Here is a 21851-nt window from a genome sequence, read left to right as displayed (position 1 = left end):
GACCAGTGCCTTTTGCCCGAAGCAACAGCCTCAAGCCATGCGCGCCCCCTGTGGGTGCTGGCTTGCCGGCGATGGGGCCCGATCAGGCAACTACACTGCCCCCGCCAGCCACCTGCCCCGTGAGCAACTCGGCAAATGCCCGTGCCATCGCCGACCCACCATGCTCGCGCTGCACCAGCCACACCGCCGACATCGCCCCTTCATCCAGCAGCGTGCGATAAACCACCCCTTCGATGCGCATGCGCTGGAACGACGCCGGCAGCACCGATACCCCAAGCCCTGCCGATACCAGCCCGATGATGGTCATTGCCTCCCCCGCCTCCTGGGCAAAATGCGGGCTGAAACCCGCCTGGCGCGCCAGGCTCAGCAACTGCGCGTGCAACCCGCTGCCATAGCTGCGCGGGAAGAACACGAACGGTTCATGGGCCAGCGCGGCCATGTGCACGCCGTGGTCCGTGCCTTCGGCCAATGGATGCGAGGCATTGATCACCGCCACCAGCGGCTCGCGAAACAGTTCGGTGGCCACCAGCCCTTCCGGCAGCGGCATCGGCCGCATCAGCCCGACCTCGATGGACTCGTCGAACACCCCTTCCGCCACATCGCGACTGCTCATTTCCTTGAGGTTCAGGTGCACCGCCGGGAAGCGCTGGCGAAACGCGTGGATGGCCTTGGGGATCTTCGAGGTGAACGGTGCCGAGGAGGTAAAGCCGATCTTCATCTCCCCCAGCTCCCCCAACTGCGCACGCCGAGCGACATCGGCGGCCTTTTCCACCTGCGCCAGCACCTGGCGGGCTTCCTCGAGGAACAACCGCCCCGCCTCGCTCAGCTCGACCCGACGGTTGGTACGCTCGAACAGACGGGCCCCCAGCTCCTGCTCCAGCGCCTGGATCTGCTGGCTCAAGGGTGGCTGAGAAATGCCCAGCTGCTGGGCGGCGCGGCCAAAATGCAGCTCTTCGGCCACGGCGATGAAGTAACGCAAATGGCGCAGTTCCATGATCGGCTCCGAACAGGTCGCACAACGTCTTAAATAGGTCGAACAATATATTGGATCTAATCATTAGGCAGCTATATGCTTTTTTTCATTGCGCCAGAGGTACCCGCCCGTGAAAACTGCTGTAGCCCCCCTTCCCGTCGAGCCAGACCCTGCCCCGCTGAACGAAATGTGGATCGAAAAAGGCACACCCGCCTTCATGAAAACCGTGCTGGCGCTATTCAGCGGCGGCTTCGCCACCTTCGCCCTGCTGTACTGCGTGCAGCCCATGATGCCGTTGCTGTCGAAGGAATTTGCCATCAATGCGGCGCAGAGCAGCCTGGTGCTATCAGTCTCCACAGCCATGCTGGCGTTCGGCCTGCTGATCACCGGCCCGATCTCCGACCGCATCGGGCGCAAGCCGGTGATGGTGTTTGCCCTGGTCTGCGCCGCCCTTTCCACCCTGGCCAGCGCTGTGATGCCTAGCTGGGAGCTGGTACTGGCCTCCCGCGCCCTGGTCGGCCTGTCGCTGAGCGGCCTGGCGGCGGTGGCGATGACTTACCTGAGCGAAGAGATCCACCCGCAGCACATCGGCCTGGCCATGGGCCTGTACATCGGCGGCAATGCCATTGGCGGCATGAGCGGGCGCCTGATCACCGGCGTACTGATCGACTTCGTCAGCTGGCACACGGCGATGCTCACCATAGGCGGCCTGGCCCTGGTGGCGGCGCTGGTATTCTGGAAGGTGCTGCCCGAATCGCGCAATTTCCGCCCGCAGGCGATGAACCCACGCAGCCTGCTGGATGGCTTCGTCAGGCACTTCAGGGATGCCGGCCTGCCCTGGTTGTTCCTCGAAGCCTTCCTGCTGATGGGCGCCTTCGTCACCCTGTTCAACTACATCGGCTACCGCCTGCTGGCCGAGCCCTATCACATGAACCAGGCGCTGGTCGGCTTGCTGTCAGTGGTGTACCTGTCTGGCATCTACAGTTCGGCGCAGGTGGGCGCGCTGGCTGACAAACTGGGCCGGCGCAAGGTGTTCTGGGCCAGTATCGTGGTTATGGCGGGCGGCTTGATGATGACCCTGGCCAGCCCGCTGGCGATGGTGATCGTCGGTATGCTGGTGTTCACCTTCGGCTTTTTTGGCGCGCACTCGGTGGCCAGCAGCTGGATCGGCCGCAGGGCTTTGAAGGCCAAGGGACAGGCGTCGTCGTTGTACCTGTTCAGCTATTACGCCGGGTCGAGTGTAGCCGGTACGGCGGGCGGGGTGTTCTGGCATCATTGGGGCTGGAATGGCATCGGGCTGTTCATCGGCAGCCTGCTGGCGGTGGCGTTGCTGGTGGCGCTACGCCTGAGCAAGTTGCCGCCCAAAACAGCCTGAGCATGGGGCTGCTTTGCAGGCCATCGCCGGCAAGCCAGCTCCCACAGGACCCCACAAGGCTCATGACCTGTGGGGTACTTGTGGGAGCTGGCTTGCCGGCGATAGGGCCCTCGGATCAGTTGATGATCTCGACCATATCCACATCCACCTCCCGGCTCATCAGGTGCTTCTCCACCTCACCGGTCAGCTTGACCTTGGTCTTGTCGTTGAACGGCGTCGGCGGCAGGTCTTCATCATCGATTTCCACGGTGATGGTGCCGGTGTTGTCCTTGAACTCGTACTTGTCGTCGTTGTTGATCTTCTTGGTCACGAAGCCTTGCAGGACCACTGGGGTGTCGTCGGCAGCATCGTTGGCCGCAGCTACGGTGGTGACCGACTGGGCACCGGGGCCGGTGTAGCCGGCAGCCAGGGCGGCAGTGCTGAACAGAGGGGCGAGGATCAAGGCGAGGTAACGGATTTTCATGGGACAGGTCCTGATTCGATTTCGATGGAAACAGCCTACCGCTGCTGGCTGAAGCCAACCTTAATCAGCACTGGCCTCATCCAGCGCCAACCCCAACTGCGCCTGCAGCCGCTCCCCGACTACTTGCAACTGCAAGCTACGGACCTGCGCGCCTTCACGCTCCAGCGCATGCAGCCACCCCAGCAGTGGCACAGGCTCACCCTCGAGGCTTACGTCCACCTGACCGGCCCGTGCCTGCAACCCGGTAATTCGCAAACCGGCGGCCAGTGCGCGTTCGTTCAGAATAGCGGGTGTCAGCACCGTCACCGCTTCCCCGGCCAAGGCCGGGCCTGTCGAAACCCGTTGCAGATGCCCGGTGAGCTTCAGCTCATGCGCATGGGCGAGCTCGGCCTGTTGCAAGCGCTGCTTGCCGGGTACCCAGGCAAACTGCCAGAGCAGGACCATGGCCAAACTCCAGAGTGCGGCCATGATCACTGCCCTTCGATTACCGGGTATCGATTGCCATTGGCCTATCAGGGCCTGCTCAATCCACCGCATCAGCGAGTCTCCCTGAAAGTCAGGGTCGCGCGCACAACCTGCTCGGCCTGCCGGGCTTGATCCATCAGCACGGCAGGCGCCCGCTGGCGCAGGCGCTCAAGGTCATCGAAACCTTGCGCAACCACTTCCATGCGCCACCCTCCGCGGGGACTGGACACGGCTCGCTCAACCGTGATGTTCCCGGTTTCCACCAATTGCTCCGTGAAAGATACCAGCCCCTCCACGGTAGTCTTCTCTCGGGGACGGAATTCCAGTGCCCTGATCTGTGTGGCCAGGTCACCTGCGACAGACTGCTCGGGCGCCCAACGCAGAAACGTCTGAAGATTCTCGGCATGTAGCTGTGCTGTACGTTCCGACAGCCATTCAGCACGCAGATGTTCCGCCAGGCACACCATTGCGAAGGCCAGCAGCGCTCCGCCCGCCAGGGATGGCCAGGGCACGATAGGGCTTCGTCGCCGAAATGGCCCCTGGCGCAGGTCCAGGGCCTTGGCCCGACCTTGGATGAAGGTGTGAAAGGCGCTATCGACGGCTTGGTTATGGAGGGTCTGCCCTGCATCAGCAGGTTCGGCCGGCCGCTCCATCGGCGGCAGTTGCCGCACCAGTACCTCGGCTGCCTGGGGGCCGGCGGCCAGCCAAGGCCCACCATGCCCGCCCAACAACCAGCGCCCCTCGAGCCACAGGGCACGGGGCTGCTCGGCGCCCAGCAGGTCGGCATCGGCGTGGATCCCGAGCGGGTCGATTCCCTGGCTTTTCAACAAGGCCATAAGGCTGGCCAGAACCTGACGCTCTATCACCAGAGCCCGGCGATGTCCCTGCGCATCCGGCGGGCCGAAAACCAGATGCAGCGTTTCCAGCGGCGCTGCCAAATAGTCTTCGGCAGCGTAGGCCAATGTTTCAGGCTTGGGCCGCTTGCACGGCACAGGACCGATCTCGCAACTGCCCAACATCTCCATAGGTACCACCACGATAGCAGGACCGGTGAGCGTCGGAGCCAGCTCCTCCAGTCGTGCCTTGTGCAGGCTGCCGTCCGCCGCACGCAGCCACACCGGCCACCGCGCATCGGCTGCCGCAACCCCTTCCGGCAACAGGTACAGCCAATTCTCACTCATCTGCTCTTTGCTCCCGCATCGCAGAAAACACACGCCGCACCACACGAACCTGATGCGTGTCCAAATCGATCTCCAGGTCGCTGTACAGGTACATGCGCTTACCTGCCATCTCTGCCTGCACCTCCAGGCGAAACCAGCGGCTGGTCACGGCCAGCCCGCGCCTGTCCAGCCCCACGCCTTCCAGTTGGGGCAGGGCCAAAAAACGTTCTACCGTGGGGTAACCCGCTTCGGGGCGCTCGCTTACCAGTTGGCTTGCCACCGTAAGCGACACCTCGGCGGTCGCCGCAAGCAGTAGCGCCGGGGCCGTGTTGATGTTGAGCCGCGCCTCCTTGGGCAACACCACTACCCAAGGCTGCAAACGCGCCATTACCTCAGCGGAAACACCCGGCAACGTACGCAACTGGGTTGGGTCGAGCATCGGCTGGCCAGCGAGCCCTTCCAAAGCGGGTGGCTCCACCTGCAACGAATGGCACAGGCGCTCCCAGCGCTTGAGCAGCAGCGGGTCGGGTTCCTTGCCTGGCATCAGGGCGCCGAGGTTCAAGCGGCCCGAGAGGTCCTCCAGCTGCAGGCTCAGTTGCCCCTGACCAAGGGTGAACGCTCGGGGCTGGGCCCAGGATTGTCGAACATGAGTGACCTGCAGTACTTCACCAACCTCACGGCGCAAGCTCGCCAGGGCATGCTGCTCGCCGGCCTGAGCCAAACGCAGCAAGCGCGACGCGTCGATCTGCTGGCTGACACCACCAATCAGCAATTGATGGCTGCGCAACATACCGGCTGACAGCAACGTGAGCAGCGCCATGACAAGCAGCACGGTGACCAGCGCAAGCCCCTTTTGACGTTGCCTTCTCATTGGCTGGTGCCTCCCAGCGGCAGTACCCGCCGGATCTGTTCAAAACGCCTGGTCGACAGTGTCACCTCCAGCGCCTGCGGTGGCACCGGCCGACGCTGGGCCATTGGCCAGCGCGCCTGCCAGCCGCTACCGGGCACGTGCAGACGCCAGTGCAGCTCGCTTACACCTTCGAGCAAACGCTGCGGGCGTGGCAGGCCTTGCCCCAGCGTGCGTCGCTGGCGCCACAGCACGCCGTCTTCGAGCCAGTACTCGACAACCCTCAGCTCGCTGCGCTTGAGCGTTTGGCTGCCTTGTTCGCTGGCCAACCAATGGACCCGAGTGCCGTTCAACAGAATGCCGTAACCGCCTTTGCCCAGGCTCGAGGGCGCATACACCAGCATGGCGTCGCGCTGAATCAAACTCATGGCCCTACCCAGCGCACGCAGCTCATCGGCCTGTGCCTGTCGTGCGTTCTCGGCACGCATGAACACATCAAGCACGCGCGCACTTCCAATTGCCAGGACTGCAAAGATAGCGAGCGCCAACAGCAACTCGATCAAGGTGAAGCCCCCTTGGCGGGCCATCCTGCCCGGGCTAGCGCGGCGCATCCGCCATCCCCAGCCACCCCGTGGCCTGATGCAACACCTGGCGATCCGCAGCAAGGCCCACACGTACCTGCACTTCCAGCAAGCCACCCACGCCCAGGCGGCGGCTTTCGTGCAGAGTCCAGCGGTGTTGACCGAACATGACCTCCAGGCTCCGCTGGCCGGGAGTCCGCGCAGCTTGCAGGCCCAGCTCTGTCAGGTGATTGTCGGCCACCCAGCTAGCCAATAGGCGCTCTCGAGCCCCCTGCGATTGCGCCAGCACATGCTGGCTGGCCGTGGTCACCGCCACAGCCAGCACCGCGAAAATCGCCAGCGCCACCAACACCTCCAACAAGGTGAAGCCGCGTTCAGTGCATGAACTGGGGGTCATTGAGGCCATCACTCGACACGGAAACAAGGCGCACATTGTCCGCCTCGAAATGCAGGGTAAACGGCGTGTGCTCGTCATTACCGTACATCAGCAGTTGCGGCGCCCCATCAGCCAGGGCATGCGGCACAGGCAGCCCATCGATCTCCAAGCGCAGGTCCAGGCCAATATCGCGGTGCCTGCCGGCTGCCTCCCAGCCATCCTCGGAGGCGTTGAGCAGTTGGTAGCCCTGAGCATCGATGCGAATACCTTGAGTCAGCCTTTCCAGCACCGCCTGCTGCCGCGCGTACTGCACCAACTGAAGGAAGAGGTTGGCCTCCTGGCTGGCCACACGCTGCGGATCGCGTGCGAACGTGAACCCGGCCATGCCCATCACAATGCCCAGCAACAGCATCACCAGAAGCAGCTCCAGCAGGGTGAAGCCTCGAGAGCGGCGCTGTTTCATTCAGACCAGTTACCGATATCAGCATCCATTTCCTCACCGCCCGGCTGACCATCGCTGCCCAGGGAGTAAAGGTCATAGCCATGGGGCGAACGGGTTCCTGGGCTTGCGTACTGATAATGCGAGCCCCAGGGGTCGGTTGGTGTGCTTTTCAGATAGCCTTGGGCACTCCATTGACGTGGCAATGGCGCCACCGTGGGGCGTTTCACCAAGGCGTCCAGTCCTTGCTCGGTTGTCGGGTAGCGGCCGTTGTCCAGACGGTAGATTTCCAGCGCGGTGGAAATTGACTGGATATCGGTGCGGGCTGCGGTCAGCTTGGCATGGTCGGGACGGCTCATGACGTTGGGCAGCACCAGCGCGCCAAGAACCCCCAGGATAATGACCACCACCATGATTTCGATGAGAGTGAAGCCGCGTTCGGCGCGGCGTGATGAACGCATGGACATGTCAGTTGACCAGTTGGTTGAGGTTAAGGATCGGCAGCAGGATGGCGAGCACAATGAACAGCACGATGCCCCCCATCAACAGCAGCATCAGGGGCTCACAGAGGCTCACCAGCAAGGAAATACGCCCTGCCAGTTGTTTGGCCTGAAGGTCTGCGGCACGTTCGAGCATGGTGTCGAGCTCACCGGCGCGTTCGCCGCTGGCGATCATGTGCAGCATCAGTGGTGGCAAGGCTTCGCTGCGCGCCAGGCAGTTGGCCAGCGTGGTGCCCTCGCCCAGCTCACGGGCGGCCCGCAGCAGGCGCTCGCGTAGAATCAGGTTGCCGATCACGGTCGCGCTGATGTTCATCGCCTCGACCAATACCACGCCGCTGCGCCCCAGAATCGCAAGGGTGCTGATGAAGCGGGCCGCTTCGCTGGCCCGGACGAATTCGCCATATCCGGGCAGGCGCAGTGAAAAGCCATGCCATTGCCTGCGCCGTGCCGGTTGGCGAAGGGCACAGGCAACCAGTACGATGGCCATGGCCAATAGCGCCAGCGCTGCCAAGCCATAATGGTTTGTGGCATCGCTCAAGGTGATCAGCACTCGCGTTGCCAGCGGCAGTTGTGCATGGTCACGCGAAAAGGCCTGCACCACGTCTGGCACCACATAGCCCAGCAGAAAACCCACCACCAGCAACGAGATAACCAGCAGGATCACTGGGTAAACCATCGCCAGCTGTACCTTCTGCCGCAGGGCCTGATGGTTCTCGCCATGCTCGGCCAAACGCTCGAGCACACCTGCCAGGTGGCCGGAACGTTCGGCAGCGGCCACGGTGGCCCGATAAACCATGGGGAATGCCTGTGGGTAATGCGCCAGTGCCTGCGCCAGCGCATGGCCTTCGGCAACCCGCTCAGCCACGCCGCGCAATACCTGACGTACGTGGCGCGGCGTACTCTGCTCGGCAACTACCTGCAAGGCCTCGGTCAACGGCACCCCGGCATGCAGCAGAGTCGCCAGCTGGCGCGTCAGCAGCGAGCGCCGGGCCAGACTCAGGGTACTGCGTGCCAGCAACCGGGCCATAGGGGATGCCCCCAAGGGGCTCATGCTCAGCACCAGCAACCCTTGCTCGCGCAATGTTTGCCGGGCCTGTCGCGCACCCGACGCCTCCACGGTGCCTCGCTGGCGCACACCCTTGGCATCCTGGGCCTGGTAGCGGAACAGCGCCATGTCAGTCCTGCCCCGTCACACGCAGCAGTTCTGCGACGCTTGTCTGCCCCTGGCAGACACGCTGGACGCCATGCTGGAACAGGCTTGGTGTATCCACGCGGATCAATTCGAGCATGTCGTCATGAGACGCCCGGGCATGAATCGCCTGGGCCAGCGCGGGCTTCACCACCAGCATCTCGTGCAACGCCAGGCGCCCGCTGTAACCCAGCTGGCATTCGCTACAGCCCTGCGCCTTGTAGAGCCGCGGCGGCAATTCGGCCGGGTGGCCCAGGACGCTGGCCGTAGCCTCGTCCACTTCATGTTCGACCCGGCAGTGGGGACAAAGCCGTCGCACCAGGCGCTGGGCCATGATCCCGGCCAGTGAAGATGCGAGCAGGCAAGTATCGATGCCCATGTCGGCAAGGCGTGTTATTGCGCCCAGAGCGCTGTTGGTATGCAAGGTGGACAGCACCAGGTGGCCTGTCAGCGAGGCCTGCACCGCAATCTCGGCGGTCTCCCGATCGCGGATCTCGCCCACCATGACCACGTCGGGGTCCTGTCGCAAGATGGCACGCAGCCCCCGGGCGAAGGTCATGTCGACCTTGGTATTGACCTGGGTCTGGCCGATGCCGGGAAGGTAGTACTCGACCGGGTCTTCGACGGTGAGGATATTGCGCGATACCTGGTTCAGGTACGAAAGCGCGGTGTACAGCGTCGTGGTCTTGCCGGAACCGGTGGGCCCGGTGACCAGGAAAATGCCATGTGGTTTCGCCAGCATGCGCATGAAACCAGAACGTACCGAGCCGGGCATCTGCATATGGTCGATGTCCAGACGCATTGCCTGCTTGTCCAGCAAACGCAGTACCACCCGCTCGCCATGGGCGGCGGGCAAGGTCGACACCCGCACATCCACTTCGTGGCCGGCCAGGCGCAGGCTGATCCGGCCATCCTGAGGCACGCGCTTCTCGGCGATGTCCAGGCGCGCCATGACCTTGATGCGCGAAACCAACAGTGCAGATAGCTCCCGCGGTGGCGCCAGCACCTCGCGCATGACGCCGTCGATACGCATGCGTACGCGCAGCTGATGCTCGAAGGTTTCCAGGTGGACGTCCGAGGCCCGGGCCCTCACCGCCTCGCTGAACAAGGCATTGAGCAGGCGGATGATCGGCGCATCGTCCTGTTGCTCCAGCAGGTCGCTGGTTTGCGGCAAGGCTTCAGCCAGCTGCGCAAGGTCGATTTCCCGGTCCAGGCCCTGAACAACGGCCTGCGCTGCATCCTGACCGGGGCCGTAGCAACTGGCAAGGCGCTCGGCGAAGTCGGCATCGCTGACACGCCGCAGGTGCCAGTTACTGCCCACTACACGGCAGGCCTCGGCAAGAGCGGCCAGCGAAGTGCTCTCTCGCATCAGCAAGGCAGGCTCAGCCGCCTGGCGGTCGAGCAGGATGCCGTGACGTCGGGCAAAGCTGAACGGCAGGTCGCTGTTCATGAGCGTGGCCCTGGTGCGCCGGGCAGAGCTTGCGACTCGAACATCTGCCGGGGATCTTCCGGCAGGGTCGAATCATCCGCAGCGCGTACCCCTTCGTAGGCGCGTCGCCCCGTTTCGACCAGCTCGGCCTGGCTGCGCAGAATGGTCGGGCGCAGGAAGACCATCAGGTTGGTTTTTTCCTGAGTATCGCTGCGCCACCGGAACAGACCGCCCACCCATGGGATTCGGCTGAGCAGCGGAACACCGCGCTCTACCTTGCGCACGCTGTCCTTGATCAGGCCGCCGATCACGATAATCTCGCCATCGGCGGCCAAGATGGTGCTCTTGAGCGTGCGCTTGTTGGTGATCAGGTCGTTCTCGGTCGTGCTGGGTGCAATTTCCGAGCTCTCCTGCTCGACCTCGAGGCGCAGGCTGCGCCCTTCATTGATGTGCGGGCGCACCTTCAGGCTGATACCGATGTCCTTGCGCTCGACTGTGGTAAAGGGGTTCTCCGAACCACTACCGGGGGTAACGTAGGAGCCAGTCTTGAACGGCACGTTCTGGCCTACCAGAATCTGCGCCTCCTGGTTGTCCAAGGTCAGCAGGCTCGGCGTCGACAACAGGTTGCTGCGGCTATTGCTGGCCAAGGCCGAAACCAGCGCGGCAAAACGGTCCGAGCCAATGGCCAAGGCGACGCCCCCCGGCAGCTTGGTTTCCTTGCCCAGCAGATCGGCCAGGGCAGCACCACTTTCGCTGAAGGTAACGCCACCTTTGAGGCCACCTTTGTCGATGCCCCATTGCAGGCCCAACGCTTCATCGATACTGCCACTGACTTCGACGATTGCCGCATGGATCAGCACTTGCGCCCGGGGCTGGTCCAGTTGTTGGATGATCTGCTCCACGCGGCCCAGCGTCTGCGGCTCGCCCATTATCACCAGGGCGTTCTGGCTGGCATCGGCCTTGACCATGGCCTCTCCGGGGAGGTCCGCCCCCAGAGCCTTGGTGCCTGGCGTACCATCGAGCCGCTTGCCCACCTCACCCAATACTTCGGCAAGCTGCTCGGCACTGCTGTGTTGCAGGCGCACCACCCGCCAGTTCTGCGAAGTGGCCGGGAGCGGTACATCCAGCGAGCGGGTCAGTTGCGCAAGACGTTGCCTGGACTTGATCGGGCCCAGGATCAGAAGACGGTTGCCGTTCATGTCAGCCAGTACCCGAACGCCGCTGTCCGGGCCGCCGGCGGCGGCTTCGACCACCGGGAGCACAACCTCGGCCTGGGCTTTGCGCAAAGTCACCAGTTCATGATCATGCCGCTGACCACTGTCCAGCTGCAGGATCAGGTTTTCCAGGCGGTCCAGGTTGGCTGCGGAGTCGGTGATCACCAGGGCGTTGGCGGAGCTGGACGGTCCAATGTAGCCATTGCTGGAAACCAACGGCCGCAGCAAGCCGGCCAGATCGGCAGCGACACTGCCCGACAGGTTGAAAACCCGTGTGGTGACCGCTGCCGGTATGGCCTCCACCTGCTGGTTTGCCCAGGCCTTGGCTTCGCTTGCAGGCAGTACCAGCAAGCGGTCGCCGTCGTTCACGGCGGCAAACCCATGGGCATTGAGCACCGAGTAAAAAAGCCGCCGTATCCCTTCGCGATCAAGCGCCTCGTTCGAAAGGACGGTGATGCGCCCCTGCACGCGCGGGTCAAGAATGATCGGCTGGTCAAGGATCGCCCCCACCTCACGCACCACGTCGCGCACGTCGGCATCGCTCATCGCCAGTTGCCAGGTGGGTGCCTCTGCAAGCGCCAGGGAGCAGGCAAGGGTAAGAGAGGCGCCGAACGAGGCGGCGCGCAGATATCGCATCAAAGTCATTGCACCTCCCGCAACAGGCGGGCTGAGGGGTCTGAAACAGCGCGCGGGCGAGTCGCCGCACCCGTGGGCAGAAATACAGAGGGGGTATCGCTGGACAACGACACGACTTCCTCGCGACCGTCGATCCACAGCACGATGGAACGCACATTTATGTGGCGCAGCACGCCATGGCCCGTTAACCGGTCACCGACGCGATAGATAGCCTCGCCGCTATCGTTTCTCACCAACGCTCGGGCATCGCCCTGACTGGAAACGAAGCTGGCCTTGAGGGCGATATCCGCCCGGGTCGACTGACGTTGACCCGGGGCCTGAAAGCCGAACGCCAGGGCCAAGGTAGCCGCCGATAACGGTTTTTCCGGCAAAGCCGCTGTCGTCAACGGCGGGACCTGGGCGATCGGGGGCGCAACTGCGGGATAAAAGCTTTCACGCCATGCCAGGCAGACAAGCGTTACCAGCGCGAACGCAAGCCAAATCAGATACGTCGAGCGCTTCATCGTAATCAGGGCAGCATCCGCCTCAGCACGCGCCGCCCGGACAGCTCATGCAAGAGCACGGCGCCGATGTGCAGCGAAACGCCCAGTGCCAGCAGCAGGCAAGAAGCGATGTGAGCCTTGAACCAGACGTTGTGCCAGAACGGGTTGCTCAGCATGGGCGCGATGGAGAACCAACCGAACACATCGATGACCCGATCCATCATCAGCACCCCGGACAACAGCACGATAGCTGTGGTCCAGTACAAGCCCTCATGAGCGACATGAGCGATGCGTTGGTGTTTGAGATGGTCATGCAGGCTGCGGGGTTTGGGTCTGGTCAGGCGCAACAGCCAGCGCAGCATGAATACCGGGATGAACAGGGTCGTCATGGCCACATTGACGAATGCCACAAAGTGGCGCGTGGCGGGGGCGACATTCAGGTACGCCACGTAGAAACCGCTGATCAAGACCCAAATGATGACCGTGGCAGAGATCCAGTGCAGGAGGATCTGCTGCCAGCAATATTTTTGCACTTGCATAGATAGTACTCGAAGAGCCTGGCCCCGCCGGAAGGGGCCAGGTCAGACGCTTTACTTCTCGATCCAGGCCATGTTCCAGTGGGAACCAACACCTGGCTCGAACTGGGTGGCATCTGCGGAGTACTGCAAGCAGTAACCCGAGTTAGGGAACGGCTGGCACTCGTAAACCTTGCCGTTCTTAGGCTGCAACACTGTTGTGCCAGCCTTGTAACTCGACAGCGATTTCGGGAAAACGAAGTCGTGAGACCCATCGCCAGCCGCTTTGAGCTGAACCGTCTTCTCGTCCTGCAGCAGCACCCGCTCACGCTTGTCCACGCCTACGACCTTGAGGGTATGCTCGCCTTCGGTACTTTCGACATTCAGCACGAACGGCTCGGTGCCGTTGACGCTCTGGCGCGAGTAAGACACCTGCTTCTTGTTGGTATCGAACAGCCGTGCTGTCACTGTCAGGGCCTTGTTGGTCATGACGGTGAAATCCACACCACCCTTGCCGTCGGTGATCGTGTATTCGGGTTTGACATCGTGCAGGTGCATCGTGGCCTGCTCGCCAGCGGCGGTTTCAAAGTGCAGAAGGTAGTTGGTCAACCCACTTTCGGTTTTGGCGAAGATGCTGTTGGAACCCTGCACAGGCTCGATATTACCGTCCGCATCCATTTTACCGGCGCGTACCAACGTCTGGGTTTCGTTGATCTGCTTGGCGAGCTTATAAGCCCAGTTGGCAGCTATGGCTTCTTCGGCATTTTCGATCTTGATGCTTACATGGTTTTCAGTACGCTCCCCATTGGCATCGAATGCCCGGGCAGTAACTTTGTCGCCAACTTCGAGGTCACGGCTGGCGCTGATTTCAGCCAGGCGCGGCCACTCAGGGACCGGGCCGCCATCCAGCTGGATATCGACGTCAGCGACACTGTGGAAAGCCTTATCGGTATCGCCAACCTTCCAGACGGCGAGAATCACGTGCTGGCCCGAACGGTCGGCTGGCAATGTGCAGCTATGCCTTGGATTGGTGCCGGTACCTTTTGCCGGTATCTGGTTGCCGCCATCCAATGCACAGAACGGGGTCGAATCGAATGAGTCACGGGTCAGCGCAGCGTTGGGGTTCCAATCCGCCTTGGTAATGAAGTACTCCCACGACCGCACCGGATGCGGGGCTTCATAATGCCAGTCGAACTGCATGTTACGGTCCAGGACCGGGGTCAGATGCCAGCGATTGGCTGATTGCTCATCGAGTGCGGCAAAGTCGCCCCGAACGCCACCACTGGCGATTTTTCCATCCTCGGGACCTTGGCTCGGAAAGCGCCCTATCACTTCGCCGACCGACCACGGTTCGTACTGGGCACCTCCGCAGTTGACGTTCAGGTTTTTAAAACCTGCATGGCAGAGCGCTGCACGAGACGGAGGATCAGCCAGGTGACCATGTGCATTGGCAATTTGCGTCTGCAAACCTGCACCTGCGATCGCCACCCACACACCGGTGGCGACAACGCTTTTTCGCAGGGTCTTTCTTCTATTCATCACGAACTCCGAACGCATTGCTGGTTAAATGCGTAAAGGCGCATTTATTGAAATTCAATGCACCTTCAGCGCGAATGGAGCGCGGAGAGTAAAGAAAACAACTTTGCGTTTATGTAGGAATAAACCTGGCAGGCCGCGGTCTTTTCTCGTGGCCTTGAGGCAATTTCCATGTTGAGACTTTCGAAACAAAAGCGCTAAAGACGCGAGGAGGAATTACTATCGGTCTTCAATGTCGAGAACTTTCTCTACATCGAAAGATTCACAGCAACATGCAAGCCTTTGGTGAAGCGCTGACATGTAACTTGAAGCCTGTTCAACATCAGGAAAATATCACCAATCTGATGCGAACAGGCTTACTAAAGCCCCCGCGACCCGCTCGGGGACCCTCGAATCAAGCGTGGTATTGCGCCGACAGCTCATGCACGGCGTTGATGAACACGCCGGCGTGCTGCGGGTCGACTTCCGGTGTGATGCCATGGCCCAGGTTGAACACATGGCCTGTGCCGTGGCCATAGCTGGCCAGGATGCGCGCCACTTCCTTGCGGATGGCCTCGGGCTTGGCGTACAGAACGGTCGGATCCATGTTGCCCTGCAGCGCAACCTTGTCACCCACGCGGCGGCGGGCGTCGCCGATTTCGCAGGTCCAGTCCAGGCCCAGCGCGTCGGCACCGGCTTCGGCGATGCTTTCCAGCCATAGGCCGCCGTTCTTGGTGAACAGGATCACCGGCACCTTGCGCCCCTCGTGCTCGCGGATCAGGCCGCTGACGATCTTGCGCATGTAGGCCAGGGAGAATTCCTGGTAAGCCGCCGCCGACAGGTTGCCGCCCCAGGTGTCAAAAATCTGCACGGCCTGGGCACCAGCGAGGATCTGGCCGTTGAGGTAGCTGGTGACCGACTGGGCCAGCTTGTCCAGCAGCAGGTGCAGAGCCTGCGGGTTGTCGTAGGCCATGGCCTTTGTCTTGCGGAAGTCCTTCGACGAGCCGCCTTCGACCATGTAGGTAGCCAGGGTCCACGGGCTGCCGGAGAAGCCGATCAGCGGCACGCGGCCGTTCAGCTCGCGGCGGATGGTGCTGACCGCGTCCATCACGTAGCCGAGGTCTTTCTGCGGGTCGGAGATCGGCAGCGCTTCGATGTCGGCCGGGGTGCTGATGACCTTCTTGAAACGCGGACCTTCGCCGCTTTCGAAGTACAGGCCCAGGCCCATGGCATCGGGGATGGTGAGGATGTCCGAGAACAGGATCGCCGCGTCCAGCGGGTAGCGGTCCAACGGCTGCAGGGTGACCTCGCAGGCGAACTGCGGGTTCATGCACAGGCTCATGAAGTCACCGGCCTTGGCGCGGCTGGCGCGGTACTCCGGCAGGTAGCGGCCGGCCTGGCGCATCATCCACACCGGGGTGACGTCTACGGGTTGCTTGAGCAGTGCACGCAGGAAACGATCGTTCTTCAGGGCAGTCATGTCGGCATCCGGAAAAATAGTGCGGGCATTTTCTCAGACGCCAGCGCAAAAGGCACGGTCAAGGCCATGCGTTTTGTCTATTGGATGCCATGGATCAAGGATTTTTGTATACAAAAATGCCGTTGGGGCTGCTTTGCAGCCCATCGCGACGCAAGGCCGCTCCCACATTAGGAATGCATTTCCCCTGTGGGAGCGGCCTTGTGTCGCGAAAGGGCCGCGAAGCGGCCCCGACAATCGATCAGACTTCCAGGTAGTCCAGGATACCCTCAGCAGCAGTGCGCCCTTCGAAGATAGCCGTCACCACCAGGTCCGACCCACGCACCATGTCGCCACCGGCAAACACTTTCGGGTTGCTGGTCTGGTGCTTGAACTTGCCTTTCTCCGGTGCCACCACGCGGCCCTGGCTGTCCAGCTGGATGCCATGCTGCTCGAACCACGGCGCCGGGCTTGGGCGGAAGCCGAAAGCGATGACCACGGCATCGGCCGGCAGGATCTCTTCGGACCCAGGGATCGGCTCCGGGCTTCGGCGGCCACGGGCATCCGGCTCGCCGAGACGGGTCTCGACCACCTTCACGCCTTCGACCTTGTCCTCGCCGACAATGGCGATAGGCTGGCGGTTGTAGAGGAACTTCACGCCCTCTTCCTTGGCGTTCTTCACCTCACGACGCGAACCCGGCATGTTGGCCTCGTCACGGCGATAGGCGCAGGTCACCGACTTGGCGCCCTGGCGGATCGAAGTGCGGTTGCAGTCCATCGCGGTGTCACCACCACCCAGCACCACTACCTTCTTGCCCTGCATGTCGACGAAGTCTTCCGGCGACTTCTCGAAGCCCAGGTTGCGGTTGACGTTGGCGATCAGGAAGTCCAGCGCGTCATGCACTCCCGGCAGGTCCTCGCCCGGGAAGCCGCCTTTCATGTAGGTATAGGTACCCATACCCATGAACACCGCGTCGTACTCGGCGAGCAGTTGCTCCATGGTCACGTCCTTGCCCACCTCGGTGTTCAGGCGGAACTCGATGCCCATGCCGGTGAACACTTCTCGGCGGTTGCTGAGCACGGTCTTTTCCAGCTTGAACTCGGGAATGCCGAAGGTCAGCAGGCCGCCGATTTCCGGGTTGCGGTCGAACACCACCGGGGTAACGCCGGCACGTACCAGCACGTCGGCACAGCCCAGGCCGGCCGGGCCGGCACCGATGATGGCGACGCGCTTGCCGGTTGGCTTGACCTTGGACATGTCCGGGCGCCAGCCCATGGCGAAGGCGGTATCGGTGATGTACTTCTCCACCGAGCCGATGGTCACCGCGCCGAAGCCGTCGTTCAGGGTGCAGGCACCCTCGCACAGGCGGTCCTGCGGGCATACGCGGCCACACACTTCCGGCAGGGTGTTGGTCTGGTGCGACAGCTCCGCCGCAGCCAGGATGTTGCCTTCGGAGACCAGCTTCAACCAGTTGGGGATGAAGTTGTGTACCGGGCACTTCCATTCGCAATACGGGTTACCGCAGCCCAGGCAGCGGTGCGCCTGCTCCACGGACTGCTGCGGCTTGAAGGGCTCGTAGATTTCCACGAACTCCTTCTTGCGCTGGCGCAGCAGCTTTTTCTTCGGGTCCTTGCGGCCCACTTCGATGAACTGGAAGTCGTTGTTCAGACGTTCAGCCATTTTTCAAAACCTCTTTACCGCAGTTGCCAGCCTCAGGCTGCAAGCTGCAAGACGATCACTTGAGCACGACAGGCCCCGCGTACGGGGCCGTCACTTGCAGCTGTTGTTACTGCGGGTTGGCACGGGTGCTGGACAGCAGTTGCTTCAGGTTGGCTGCCTTCGGCTTGACCAGCCAGAAGCGCCGCACGTAGTCGTCCAGGTTCTCCGAGAGCTCACGCCCCCACTCGCTGCCGGTCTCTTCCACGTACTCGGCAAGGACCCGAGCCAGGTGGCTGCGGTAGGCCTCCATCGCTTCACCACTGATACGCTGGATTTCCACCAGCTCATGGTTAAGCTTGTCGACGAAGGTATTGTCCATGTCGAGCACGTAGGCGAAGCCGCCAGTCATGCCAGAACCGAAGTTGTAACCGGTCTTGCCCAACACGCAGACAAAGCCGCCGGTCATGTATTCACAGCAGTGATCGCCAGTGCCCTCGACAACAGCGTGGGCGCCGGAGTTACGTACAGCAAAGCGCTCGCCAGCAGTACCGGCGGCGAACAGCTTGCCGCCAGTGGCGCCGTACAGGCAGGTATTGCCGACGATGGCGCTGTGCTGGGTTTCGAACGGGCTGCCGGCTGGCGGCACGATAGTGACCTTGCCACCGGTCATGCCCTTGCCGACGTAGTCGTTGGCATCACCTTCCAGGTGCAGGTTCAGGCCACCGGCGTTCCACACGCCGAAGCTCTGGCCCGCAGTCCCCTTGAAGCGGAAGGTGATCGGCGCCGCGGCCATGCCCTGGTTGCCGTGCAGACGGGCGATTTCACCCGACACGCGCGCACCGATGGAGCGGTCGCAGTTGCAGATGTCGAGGCTGAACTCGCCACCAGCCTGGTCGCGGATGGCCGGCATGGCCATTTCCACCATCTTCTCGGCCAGCTCGCCCTGGTCGAACGGCGGGTTCTTTTCGACTTCGCAGAACTGAGGCTTGTCAGCCGGGATGTGCGAGCTGCCCAGCAGCGGCGTCAGGTCCAGGTACTGCTGGCGCTCGGTGTCGCCTGGCAGCACATCGAGCAGGTCGGTACGGCCGATCAGCTCGCCGAGGCTGCGCACACCCAGCTTGGCCAGCCACTCACGGGTTTCTTCGGCGACGAAGGTGAAGAAGTTGATCACCATGTCGACGGTGCCGATGTAGTGGTCCTTGCGCAGCTTGTCGTTCTGGGTGGCTACGCCGGTAGCGCAGTTGTTCAGGTGGCAGATGCGCAGGTACTTGCAGCCCAGGGCGATCATCGGCGCGGTACCGAAACCGAAGCTTTCGGCGCCGAGAATGGCTGCCTTGATCACGTCCAGGCCGGTCTTCAGGCCACCGTCGGTCTGTACCCGTACCTTGCCGCGCAGGTCGTTGCCGCGCAGGGTCTGGTGGGTTTCGGCCAGGCCCAGCTCCCATGGGGCGCCGGCGTACTTGATCGAGGTCAGCGGCGAAGCACCGGTACCACCGTCGTAGCCGGAGATGGTGATCAGGTCGGCATAGGCCTTGGCCACACCGGCGGCGATGGTGCCGACGCCAGCTTCTGCCACCAGCTTGACCGAAACCAGGGCTTGCGGGTTGACCTGCTTGAGGTCGTAGATCAGCTGGGCAAGGTCTTCGATCGAGTAGATGTCGTGGTGCGGCGGTGGCGAAATCAGGGTCACGCCCGGTACCGCGTAACGCAGCTTGGCGATAAGGCCGTTGACCTTGCCGCCTGGCAGCTGGCCGCCTTCACCGGGCTTGGCGCCCTGGGCAACCTTGATCTGCAGCACTTCGGCGTTGACCAGGTACTCCGGGGTCACGCCAAAGCGGCCGGTGGCCACCTGCTTGATCTTCGAGCTCTTGATGGTGCCGTAGCGCGACGGGTCTTCACCGCCCTCGCCAGAGTTGGAACGCGCGCCCAGGCGGTTCATCGCCTCGGCCAGCGCTTCGTGGGCCTCTGGCGACAGTGCACCCAGCGAGATACCGGCGGAATCGAAGCGCTTGAGGATCGCCTCCAGCGGCTCGATCTGCTCCAGCGGCAGCGGCTGTTCGGCCACCTTCACCTTCAGCAGGTCGCGGATCATCGACACCGGGCGCTGGTCGACCAGCGTGGTGTATTCCTTGAACTTGGCGTAGTCGCCCTGCTGCACGGCGGCCTGCAGGGTGTTGACCACATCCGGATTGTAGGCGTGGTATTCGCCACCGTGAACGAACTTCAGCAGGCCACCTTGCTGGATCGGCTTGCGCGCGCTCCAGGCTTCGGCTGCCAGCAGCTTCTGGTCGCTTTCCAGGTCTGCGAAACGCGCACCCTTGATGCGGCTGGAAACGCCCTTGAAGCTCAGGCCGACCACTTCCTCGGACAGGCCGATGGCTTCGAACAGCTGCGCACCACGGTAGGAGGCGATGGTGGATATACCCATCTTCGACAGGATCTTCAGCAGGCCCTTGGAGATGCCCTTGCGGTAGTACTTGAAGACTTCGTCCAGGTCGCCCAGCACTTCGCCGGTACGGATCAGGTCGGCCAGCACTTCATAGGCCAGGTACGGGTAAACGGCCGAGGCACCGAAGCCCAGCAGAACGGCGAAGTGGTGCGGGTCACGGGCGGTGGCGGTTTCCACCAGGATGTTGCTGTCGCAACGCAGACCCTGTTCGGTCAGGCGGTGGTGCACCGCACCAACGGCGAGCGAGGCGTGCACCGGCAACTTGCCCGGGGCGATGTAGCGGTCGCTTAGCACCAGCTGGGTCTTGCCAGCGCGCACGGCTTCTTCAGCCTGGTCGGCGATATTGCGAATGGCCGCTTCCAGGCCGACGCTCTCTTCATAGTTGAGGTCGATCAGCTGGCGATCGAAACCTTCGCGCTCCAGGTTCATCAGCGAACGCCACTTGGCGGGCGAGATGACCGGCGAGCTGAGGATTACCCGCGAAGCGTGCTCCGGGGACTCCTGGAAGATGTTGCGCTCGGCACCCAGGCAGATTTCCAGGGACATGACGATCGCTTCGCGCAGCGGGTCGATCGGTGGGTTCGTCACCTGGGCGAACTGCTGGCGGAAGAAGTCGTACGGTGAACGCACGCGCTGCGACAGCACGGCCATCGGCGTGTCGTCCCCCATCGAACCGACCGCTTCCTGGCCCTGCTCGCCGAGCGGGCGCAGCACCTGGTCACGCTCTTCGAAGGTGACCTGGAACATCTTCATGTATTGCTTGAGCTGGTCAGCGTCGTAGCTGGCCACGCCCTGATCGTCGGTCAGCGTCGCCTGGATGCGCGTGGCGTGCTGACGCAGCCAGCGCTTGTAGGGGTGGCGCGACTTCAGGCGGTTGTCGATGGCGTCGGTGTCGAGGATCTGGCCGGTTTCGGTGTCTACGGCGAAAATCTGGCCCGGGCCGACACGGCCCTTGGCAATGACGTCCTCGGGCTTGTAGTCCCATACGCCGATTTCCGACGCCAGGGTGATGTAGCCGTTCTTGGTGGTCACCCAGCGCGCCGGGCGCAGGCCGTTACGGTCGAGCAGACACACCGCATGGCGGCCTTCGGTCATTACGATACCGGCCGGGCCATCCCATGGCTCCATGTGCATGGAGTTGTATTCGTAGAAGGCGCGCAGGTCGGCGTCCATGGTCTCGACGTTCTGCCAGGCTGGCGGTACCAGCATGCGCACGCCACGGAACAGGTCGATACCGCCAGTTACCATCAGCTCCAGCATGTTGTCCATGCTCGAGGAGTCGGAACCGACGCGGTTGACCAGCGGGCCGAGCTCTTCGAGATCGGGGATCAGGTCGTTGGCGAACTTGGTGCGACGGGCCATGGCCCAGTTGCGGTTGCCGGTGATGGTGTTGATCTCGCCGTTGTGGGCGAGGAAGCGGAACGGCTGCGCCAGCGGCCATTTCGGCAGGGTGTTGGTGGAGAAGCGCTGGTGGAACACGCAGATCGCGGTTTGCAGGCGCTCGTCACCCAGGTCTGGGTAGAAGGCCGCCAGATCGCGCGGCATCATCAGACCTTTGTAGATGATGGTCTTGTGCGAGAAGCTGCAGATGTAATGATCGGCGTCGTGGGCGTTGGCCACAGAGGAACGGCGACGGGCGCTGAACAGCTTGATGGCGAATTCCTGGTCGCTCAGGCCTTCACCGCCGATGAACACCTGCTCGATCTGTGGCAGACGCTCAAGGGCCAGGCGGCCGAGCACGCTGGTATCGATCGGCACCTTGCGCCAGCCGACCAGCTTCAGGCCAGCAGCGAGGATCTCGCGGTCCATGTTCGCGCGAGCGGCTTCGGCTTTGACCGGGTCCTGGTTGAAGAACACCATGCCGACGGCGTACTGCTTGGGCAGCTCGACGGCGAAATGCTCCTGGGCCACGGCACGCAGGAATTGATCGGGCTTCTGCATGAGCAGACCGCAACCGTCACCGGTCTTGCCGTCGGCGTTGATGCCGCCGCGGTGGGTCATGCAGGTCAGTGCCTGCATGGCGGTTTGCAGAAGGTGGTGGCTCGGTTCGCCCGTCATATGGGCGATCAGGCCAAAACCACAGTTGTCCTTGAATTCTTCGGGATGGTACAGACCTGTTTTCATAGA

Annotated in this window: 19 protein-coding genes; 1 reads left to right on the top strand and 18 read right to left on the bottom strand. The window is 62.6% G+C overall.

What is annotated here, in order from left to right; all coding sequences use genetic code 11:
• Positions 1-82: 82 nt before the first annotated feature.
• Positions 83-994, bottom strand: a complete 912-nt coding sequence (locus tag CAF92_RS23170; protein ID WP_046613508.1) for a LysR family transcriptional regulator — start codon at positions 992-994, stop codon at positions 83-85.
• 166 nt (positions 995-1160) lie between these two features.
• Between CAF92_RS23170 and CAF92_RS23165 the strand changes: the two genes are divergently transcribed.
• Entirely contained in the window at positions 1161-2348 is a 1188-nt protein-coding gene (locus CAF92_RS23165) for an MFS transporter (RefSeq protein WP_230384968.1), read from the top strand.
• Positions 2349-2463: 115 nt separating this feature from the next.
• Here CAF92_RS23165 and CAF92_RS23160 read toward each other — a convergent pair whose 3' ends face one another.
• The 17 genes from CAF92_RS23160 to gltB all read right to left on the bottom strand — a co-directional run bounded on the left by CAF92_RS23160 (position 2464) and on the right by gltB (position 21848).
• The gene (locus CAF92_RS23160; protein ID WP_075046628.1) at positions 2464-2811 is read right to left on the bottom strand and encodes a YgiW/YdeI family stress tolerance OB fold protein; all 348 of its coding nucleotides are present in this window, start codon (positions 2809-2811) and stop codon (positions 2464-2466) included.
• Positions 2812-2871: 60 nt separating this feature from the next.
• Positions 2872-3255 (bottom strand): hypothetical protein, encoded by a 384-nt coding sequence (locus CAF92_RS23155; RefSeq protein WP_085602036.1) that lies wholly within the window; start codon positions 3253-3255, stop codon positions 2872-2874.
• 92 nt (positions 3256-3347) lie between these two features.
• Positions 3348-4457, bottom strand: a complete 1110-nt coding sequence (gene gspL, locus CAF92_RS23150; protein ID WP_085602035.1) for a type II secretion system protein GspL — start codon at positions 4455-4457, stop codon at positions 3348-3350.
• Positions 4450-5307, bottom strand: a complete 858-nt coding sequence (locus CAF92_RS23145; RefSeq protein ID WP_085602034.1) for a general secretion pathway protein GspK — start codon at positions 5305-5307, stop codon at positions 4450-4452. The genes gspL and CAF92_RS23145 overlap by 8 nt, the downstream gene beginning before the upstream one ends.
• The gene (gspJ, locus tag CAF92_RS23140) at positions 5304-5870 is read right to left on the bottom strand and encodes a type II secretion system minor pseudopilin GspJ (RefSeq protein ID WP_256573785.1); all 567 of its coding nucleotides are present in this window, start codon (positions 5868-5870) and stop codon (positions 5304-5306) included. The genes CAF92_RS23145 and gspJ overlap by 4 nt, the downstream gene beginning before the upstream one ends.
• A gap of 10 nt (positions 5871-5880) precedes the next feature.
• Positions 5881-6261, bottom strand: coding sequence for a type II secretion system minor pseudopilin GspI (gspI, locus tag CAF92_RS23135; RefSeq protein WP_085602033.1), 381 nt, complete (start codon positions 6259-6261; stop codon positions 5881-5883).
• Complete coding sequence (gene gspH, locus CAF92_RS23130) at positions 6239-6703, bottom strand: type II secretion system minor pseudopilin GspH (protein ID WP_085602032.1); 465 nt, start codon at positions 6701-6703, stop codon at positions 6239-6241. The genes gspI and gspH overlap by 23 nt, the downstream gene beginning before the upstream one ends.
• A complete protein-coding gene (gene gspG / locus CAF92_RS23125) occupies positions 6700-7146 on the bottom strand; it encodes a type II secretion system major pseudopilin GspG (RefSeq protein ID WP_085602031.1) in 447 nt (148 codons plus the stop codon). Before gspG ends, gspH begins: the two co-directional genes overlap by 4 nt.
• A gap of 1 nt (position 7147) precedes the next feature.
• On the bottom strand, positions 7148-8353 hold the full coding sequence (gspF, locus tag CAF92_RS23120; RefSeq protein WP_085602030.1) for a type II secretion system inner membrane protein GspF: 1206 nt from the start codon (positions 8351-8353) through the stop codon (positions 7148-7150).
• A gap of 1 nt (position 8354) precedes the next feature.
• Positions 8355-9818: a type II secretion system ATPase GspE gene (gene gspE / locus CAF92_RS23115; RefSeq protein ID WP_085602029.1), complete on the bottom strand. Its 1464-nt coding sequence runs from the start codon at positions 9816-9818 to the stop codon at positions 8355-8357.
• The gene (gene gspD, locus CAF92_RS23110) at positions 9815-11656 is read right to left on the bottom strand and encodes a type II secretion system secretin GspD (RefSeq protein ID WP_085602028.1); all 1842 of its coding nucleotides are present in this window, start codon (positions 11654-11656) and stop codon (positions 9815-9817) included. The genes gspE and gspD overlap by 4 nt, the downstream gene beginning before the upstream one ends.
• Positions 11653-12150: a type II secretion system protein N gene (locus tag CAF92_RS23105; protein WP_085602027.1), complete on the bottom strand. Its 498-nt coding sequence runs from the start codon at positions 12148-12150 to the stop codon at positions 11653-11655. The genes gspD and CAF92_RS23105 overlap by 4 nt, the downstream gene beginning before the upstream one ends.
• 5 nt (positions 12151-12155) lie before the next feature.
• Positions 12156-12668, bottom strand: coding sequence for a cytochrome b (locus CAF92_RS23100; RefSeq protein ID WP_046613522.1), 513 nt, complete (start codon positions 12666-12668; stop codon positions 12156-12158).
• Between the two features lie 51 nt (positions 12669-12719).
• Positions 12720-14183, bottom strand: coding sequence for an N-acetylglucosamine-binding protein GbpA (gene gbpA / locus CAF92_RS23095; protein WP_256573783.1), 1464 nt, complete (start codon positions 14181-14183; stop codon positions 12720-12722).
• A 391-nt stretch (positions 14184-14574) separates the two neighbouring features.
• Positions 14575-15639 (bottom strand): uroporphyrinogen decarboxylase, encoded by a 1065-nt coding sequence (hemE, locus tag CAF92_RS23090; protein ID WP_085602025.1) that lies wholly within the window; start codon positions 15637-15639, stop codon positions 14575-14577.
• A 238-nt stretch (positions 15640-15877) separates the two neighbouring features.
• Positions 15878-17296 carry an FAD-dependent oxidoreductase gene (locus CAF92_RS23085; RefSeq protein ID WP_013974599.1) on the bottom strand — a complete coding sequence of 473 codons (1419 nt, stop codon included), beginning with the start codon at positions 17294-17296 and terminating at the stop codon, positions 15878-15880.
• Positions 17297-17402: 106 nt separating this feature from the next.
• Positions 17403-21848 carry a glutamate synthase large subunit gene (gene gltB / locus CAF92_RS23080; protein ID WP_046613524.1) on the bottom strand — a complete coding sequence of 1482 codons (4446 nt, stop codon included), beginning with the start codon at positions 21846-21848 and terminating at the stop codon, positions 17403-17405.
• Positions 21849-21851 lie beyond the last annotated feature (3 nt).

Source organism: Pseudomonas sp. B10(2017) (assembly GCF_002113295.1).
Classification (GTDB): domain Bacteria; phylum Pseudomonadota; class Gammaproteobacteria; order Pseudomonadales; family Pseudomonadaceae; genus Aquipseudomonas; species Aquipseudomonas pudica.
Note: the sequence above shows the minus strand (reverse complement) of the source record. Positions and strands in the feature narration are given on the sequence as shown.

Bases quoted from the DNA above. Each gene is read 5' to 3' on its own strand.
- gbpA (WP_256573783.1), bottom strand. From the start codon at position 14,183: ATGAATAGAAGAAAGACCCTGCGAAAAAGCGTTGTCGCCACCGGTGTG.
- gspF (WP_085602030.1), bottom strand. From the start codon at position 8,353: ATGGCGCTGTTCCGCTACCAGGCCCAGGATGCCAAGGGTGTGCGCCAG.
- gspL (WP_085602035.1), bottom strand. From the start codon at position 4,457: ATGAGTGAGAATTGGCTGTACCTGTTGCCGGAAGGGGTTGCGGCAGCC.
- CAF92_RS23165 (WP_230384968.1), top strand. From the start codon at position 1,161: ATGTGGATCGAAAAAGGCACACCCGCCTTCATGAAAACCGTGCTGGCG.
- gspE (WP_085602029.1), bottom strand. From the start codon at position 9,818: ATGAACAGCGACCTGCCGTTCAGCTTTGCCCGACGTCACGGCATCCTG.
- CAF92_RS23145 (WP_085602034.1), bottom strand. From the start codon at position 5,307: ATGAGAAGGCAACGTCAAAAGGGGCTTGCGCTGGTCACCGTGCTGCTT.
- CAF92_RS23105 (WP_085602027.1), bottom strand. From the start codon at position 12,150: ATGAAGCGCTCGACGTATCTGATTTGGCTTGCGTTCGCGCTGGTAACG.
- CAF92_RS23160 (WP_075046628.1), bottom strand. From the start codon at position 2,811: ATGAAAATCCGTTACCTCGCCTTGATCCTCGCCCCTCTGTTCAGCACT.
- gspG (WP_085602031.1), bottom strand. From the start codon at position 7,146: ATGTCCATGCGTTCATCACGCCGCGCCGAACGCGGCTTCACTCTCATC.
- CAF92_RS23100 (WP_046613522.1), bottom strand. From the start codon at position 12,668: ATGCAAGTGCAAAAATATTGCTGGCAGCAGATCCTCCTGCACTGGATC.
- CAF92_RS23170 (WP_046613508.1), bottom strand. From the start codon at position 994: ATGGAACTGCGCCATTTGCGTTACTTCATCGCCGTGGCCGAAGAGCTG.
- gspI (WP_085602033.1), bottom strand. From the start codon at position 6,261: ATGACCCCCAGTTCATGCACTGAACGCGGCTTCACCTTGTTGGAGGTG.
- CAF92_RS23155 (WP_085602036.1), bottom strand. From the start codon at position 3,255: ATGGTCCTGCTCTGGCAGTTTGCCTGGGTACCCGGCAAGCAGCGCTTG.
- gspD (WP_085602028.1), bottom strand. From the start codon at position 11,656: ATGACTTTGATGCGATATCTGCGCGCCGCCTCGTTCGGCGCCTCTCTT.
- CAF92_RS23085 (WP_013974599.1), bottom strand. From the start codon at position 17,296: ATGGCTGAACGTCTGAACAACGACTTCCAGTTCATCGAAGTGGGCCGC.
- hemE (WP_085602025.1), bottom strand. From the start codon at position 15,639: ATGACTGCCCTGAAGAACGATCGTTTCCTGCGTGCACTGCTCAAGCAA.
- gspH (WP_085602032.1), bottom strand. From the start codon at position 6,703: ATGAAACAGCGCCGCTCTCGAGGCTTCACCCTGCTGGAGCTGCTTCTG.
- gspJ (WP_256573785.1), bottom strand. From the start codon at position 5,870: ATGGCCCGCCAAGGGGGCTTCACCTTGATCGAGTTGCTGTTGGCGCTC.
- gltB (WP_046613524.1), bottom strand. From the start codon at position 21,848: ATGAAAACAGGTCTGTACCATCCCGAAGAATTCAAGGACAACTGTGGT.